The following is a 3,605-nucleotide window of genomic DNA, read 5'->3' on the forward strand; positions in this document are numbered from 1 at the left end:
CGAGGCCGCCTGCTCCTGCGCCGACGCCCGGATCTCCGCCGCCGCCGCGTTCAGGTCGGCCGTCGCCGCCCGGTTGGTCCGCGCAAGCTCCGAAAGCCCCGAAACCATCGCGTTCAGCGTCCCCGCTAGACGACCGACCTCTCCGCCGACACCCGCCTCGATCCGCCCCGACAGGTCGCCCCCGCCGACGCGCGCGACGAAGGCCATCACCCGCAGAAGGGGTCCGACGATCAGGCGATTGATGGCGATCCCGATGCCGGCGCAGATCAGGAGCGTGAGCAGGGTCCCGCCCCACAGCGCGACACGCACGTCGCGCTGGGCCTGGGCGACCCGTCCGGCCTGGACCGTGCGGCCCGTCTCCTCGAGGCTCTCGATGGCCGCGAGCTTCTCGCGGAAGGTATCGAACAACTGCTTGCCTTTGCCGTCCGCCTCGATCCGGACCGCGTCCGCGCGGGTCGCCGGATCGGCCGCCCTCCGGACGGCGGCCTCGCCGATATCGGTCTGCCAACTGCGCGCGGCCGCCGCGGCGTCGGCCAGGAGGCGCGTGCGCTCCGCATCCGCGCCGATCATGGCTCTGAGACGGCTGATCGCCTCGTCCAGAGCCGGGCGACCGGCGCGATACGGCTCGAGGCTGCCGTCGCGTCCGGTGAGCAGGTAGCCGCGCAGCCCGGTCTCCTGGTCGAGCATGGCCGCGCGGAAGCCGTCGAGGGCCCGGATCAGCTGGCTGGACCGGTCGCGCGCATCGGTCGCCTCCTGCAGCTGGTTGTCCGTGAGCAGGACCGCGCCACTGCTCAGAACCGTCACCAGCGCGATGACGCCGATGGCGCTGCCCAGCGTGCGGTTCAGGCCAAACGTGTTCGGCATGGTCAGCTATCCCGGCCCGGTCCCGCACGCGGACTTGCGCGGCAAAGCGACTCGTGACCGCGGTGATGCCGATACCAGCGACCGCCCCCCAGAGGAACCCGCTCCCTGAGCGACCCCGATCGACGTCGTGGATGCCGCCGAAGCCCACACGCTGCGATGGCGATGACGGGACGCTTCGGACCTCTCGAGGTCCCGCTCAGCGGCCAGATCGCGTGGACGTCCCGGCGACCGACGGAACGGGCGCAGGGGGGTGACGCAATCACCCAGGGCAACGCCAGGAACGACGACCCGGAGCCCACGTTGGCCGAGGTATACCGGTGTATACCGGTCTTCCGTGATGTGAGAGTGCCATGACCAGCCGAAGCATTCAGTCCGCCCTTCTCGCCCTCACGCTGGTCGCCGCCAGCGCCGGGATGGCGGTCGCCCAGTCGGGCACCAGCAACACGACGACGTCAGGCGCACCGGCGGGTGACAGCAGCACGGGCAACGGCGCGACCGGCAGCGGGGCGGCGCCCAGCGGGAAGTAACCGGGTCCACAGCGAGACCGGAGCCTGTTCAGCCCGCCCGGTACGCCGTGGCGGGCTTTTTTCTGCCCCGCAGAGTCCCGCCGATCCCGACTCCGGGGTCGGGCTCATCACGGTCCGGCATAGTCGGCGATCTACTTCGCATTGCACCCGATGCAGATGCCGCGGCTGAGCTTGTCCTGCTGCTCATCGTTCTTGGTGCGACGGTTCGGGTTGTCGCGCGCGGTGGGGCTCGCGTCTCGGCTCGGCGGTCTGGTCTGCCCGGTCGCCGTCACGTTCCCCGCACGGCTACCCTGTGCGGCCACCGGCAGGCTGAGAAGCAGGACCATGGCGCCCGCCGTGAAGATCTTGAGCATGTCGTCCTCCGTGACCCACTCAACGCGGCTCGATGACGGAGGCTGCCGACGCAGCCCATTGGTCGCGCTCACCGCCGCACGCGATGGCGGCCGAGGGCGGGCCTTCGGTCCGAGGCGGCAGGCACTACTCGGCTATGCGCCGGAAATTCTCCGACCGGCCGGCGAGCTCCCGTGCCAGTCGCAGCAACTGCTCCCGATCATCGGCGTCGGAAATCTGTTGCCAGCACCGTATCAGCTCGGCGCCCCCGGCCGGGTCAAAGGCACTCCGCGCGGTGGCGAAGAACGCCTCGACAGGGAGATTCAAAGCCTGGGCAATCTCGTGCAGCTGCGAAGGACTCTTCGTATGCAAGGCGCACCTCATCCTGGAGGACCCGATGGTAACGCTCGCTTTCGATTGCGCACAATAGAGATAGCACAACCCTTGCATGCATAAACGCAGGCGGGGCAGATGACTTCTGCGATTGACGGCTGTCCCCAATATACAACCCATGATAGGTGCGCTGAAAAAACCAAGACCGACGGACCAGATGACAGCGACCGAAAGGCATGAGGCGATGGTGCGGGCCTGCATCGCCGCCTATGAGACCGTGCAGGAATCTGGAACGCGCGAGATGCAATTGGCCGCTCGCATTCTCCTGAAGCTGATCGGCGATCAGCTTGCCCAGCAGGCGATGCCGCCGGTCAGCGACGCCGACACGGAGAACGGCGGCGAGACCTGATCACGCGCGATACGCCGCCCCCGGCGCCTCGGCCGGAGGAGGGGGGTTCAGATCCGTTTCCCCTGGACGCCGAGCCCGATGCGATCGACGGCAGCGGGGGCGCGTCCGTCTCGAAGACGACCGGTTGCAGGGCTTGGACCGCCCCGCAGGCCTCATGCCGGGCCTGCTCCACGAGCCTCTGGCTCGCTCCGTCGGGCGATCCGGGAAGCCCTTGCGGGGCCTCGACCCGCTCGGCCATGCGAGCCTGTACGTCCTGGATCGCGCCGCTCGGTCCTGCGAAGCGCATCGCATCACCGGTCGTCGGCGGATTGCCTCGCGCGGAAGCGCCGTCGCCGGCCCGTCAGCCCTGGACGCACGCCACAGCCGTCTGGAAGGCGAGGGACGAGCCTCTGCGGCACCGCTCCGCACCAGGGCGCAGCAGCGGTGAAATCCGGCTCCGGACCCGTAAGGACCCGATACAGTTCCGCTGCGCTGCCGTGGAAGCGGGTCCTGGCGATCCACGGTCGTCGATCTCGACGCGGGGGAGGTCGACGCCCCCCAGGGGCTCAGTCGCTCTTGGGCGGCTTGCTGTTCTTGAAGCCCTTGGCCCTCGGCTCCGCCTTGCGCGGATCCGGCTTGTCAGCGAGCAGGCGCTTCACGCGCTCGTTGAAGTCCTCGGGTGTGACCGCTTGCGCTCTGCCGGTCGTGAGTTCGCGTGCCATCTCGGCCTCCGCATCGTGGCCCAGTGCACGGGATTGCGCGGAGGGATGGCGCCTTATGCACTGTCTCGGCGCGGAGCGCCAATCCAGGCAGGCCGGGCCGACGTGACCGCCCGCCCGAGCCGGATCCGGACCCTTAATGGCCGAGCCGGACCGATATCCCGGCGCTCGGCCGGCCCATGGGGCGCGGGGCGCGCAGTTCCGGCATCGCCCCGCCGACCGACATCGTCGCCCGCGCCGTGCCGGACCCGCATTCAGCCCCTTGTGCCGGTCCTGGGCCGATCCACACGCCCGCCGGGGACGCCGAGGCCGATCGCCTTGGCCAGGGCGGAGCGCTGCTCGGCGTAGCTCGGGGCGACCATGGGGTAATCGGCCGGCAGGCCGTAGCGGTCGCGGTAGCCGCGCGGGTCGAGCCCGTGGCTGGTCAGGTGGCGCTTGAGCGTC

The 3,605-nt window shown here is 69.9% G+C and carries 7 protein-coding genes; 2 read left to right on the forward strand and 5 right to left on the reverse strand.

What is annotated here, in order from left to right; all coding sequences use genetic code 11:
• Window positions 1-864: CHASE3 domain-containing protein (locus tag MKK69_RS30085; protein ID WP_243973837.1), on the reverse strand; the 864-nt coding region annotated here is incomplete at its 3' end.
• Window positions 865-1,214: 350 nt separating this feature from the next.
• Between MKK69_RS30085 and MKK69_RS30090 the strand changes: the two genes are divergently transcribed.
• Window positions 1,215-1,391 carry a hypothetical protein gene (locus MKK69_RS30090; RefSeq protein ID WP_243973838.1) on the forward strand — a complete coding sequence of 59 codons (177 nt, stop codon included), beginning with the start codon at window positions 1,215-1,217 and terminating at the stop codon, window positions 1,389-1,391.
• A gap of 131 nt (window positions 1,392-1,522) precedes the next feature.
• Here MKK69_RS30090 and MKK69_RS30095 read toward each other — a convergent pair whose 3' ends face one another.
• On the reverse strand, window positions 1,523-1,744 hold the full coding sequence (locus MKK69_RS30095) for a hypothetical protein (protein WP_243973839.1): 222 nt from the start codon (window positions 1,742-1,744) through the stop codon (window positions 1,523-1,525).
• A gap of 124 nt (window positions 1,745-1,868) precedes the next feature.
• The gene (locus tag MKK69_RS30100; RefSeq protein ID WP_243973840.1) at window positions 1,869-2,093 is read right to left on the reverse strand and encodes a hypothetical protein; all 225 of its coding nucleotides are present in this window, start codon (window positions 2,091-2,093) and stop codon (window positions 1,869-1,871) included.
• A 139-nt stretch (window positions 2,094-2,232) separates the two neighbouring features.
• Between MKK69_RS30100 and MKK69_RS30105 the strand changes: the two genes are divergently transcribed.
• Window positions 2,233-2,463 (forward strand): hypothetical protein, encoded by a 231-nt coding sequence (locus MKK69_RS30105; RefSeq protein WP_243973841.1) that lies wholly within the window; start codon window positions 2,233-2,235, stop codon window positions 2,461-2,463.
• A gap of 545 nt (window positions 2,464-3,008) precedes the next feature.
• Here MKK69_RS30105 and MKK69_RS30110 read toward each other — a convergent pair.
• Both MKK69_RS30110 and MKK69_RS30115 read right to left on the reverse strand, forming a co-directional pair.
• On the reverse strand, window positions 3,009-3,164 hold the full coding sequence (locus MKK69_RS30110) for a hypothetical protein (protein WP_243973842.1): 156 nt from the start codon (window positions 3,162-3,164) through the stop codon (window positions 3,009-3,011).
• Between the two features lie 251 nt (window positions 3,165-3,415).
• A partial coding sequence (locus MKK69_RS30115) for a MucR family transcriptional regulator (protein WP_243973843.1) occupies window positions 3,416-3,605 on the reverse strand: 190 nt, incomplete at its 5' end.

This window comes from Methylobacterium sp. J-026 (genome assembly GCF_022829585.1).
Lineage (GTDB): Bacteria > Pseudomonadota > Alphaproteobacteria > Rhizobiales > Beijerinckiaceae > Methylobacterium.

What these genes read in the sequence shown, in the direction of transcription:
- MKK69_RS30090 (WP_243973838.1), top strand. Translation starts at nt 1,215, where the DNA reads ATGACCAGCCGAAGCATTCAGTCCGCCCTTCTCGCCCTCACGCTGGTC.
- MKK69_RS30095 (WP_243973839.1), bottom strand. Translation starts at nt 1,744, where the DNA reads ATGCTCAAGATCTTCACGGCGGGCGCCATGGTCCTGCTTCTCAGCCTG.
- MKK69_RS30105 (WP_243973841.1), top strand. Translation starts at nt 2,233, where the DNA reads ATGATAGGTGCGCTGAAAAAACCAAGACCGACGGACCAGATGACAGCG.
- MKK69_RS30110 (WP_243973842.1), bottom strand. Translation starts at nt 3,164, where the DNA reads ATGGCACGCGAACTCACGACCGGCAGAGCGCAAGCGGTCACACCCGAG.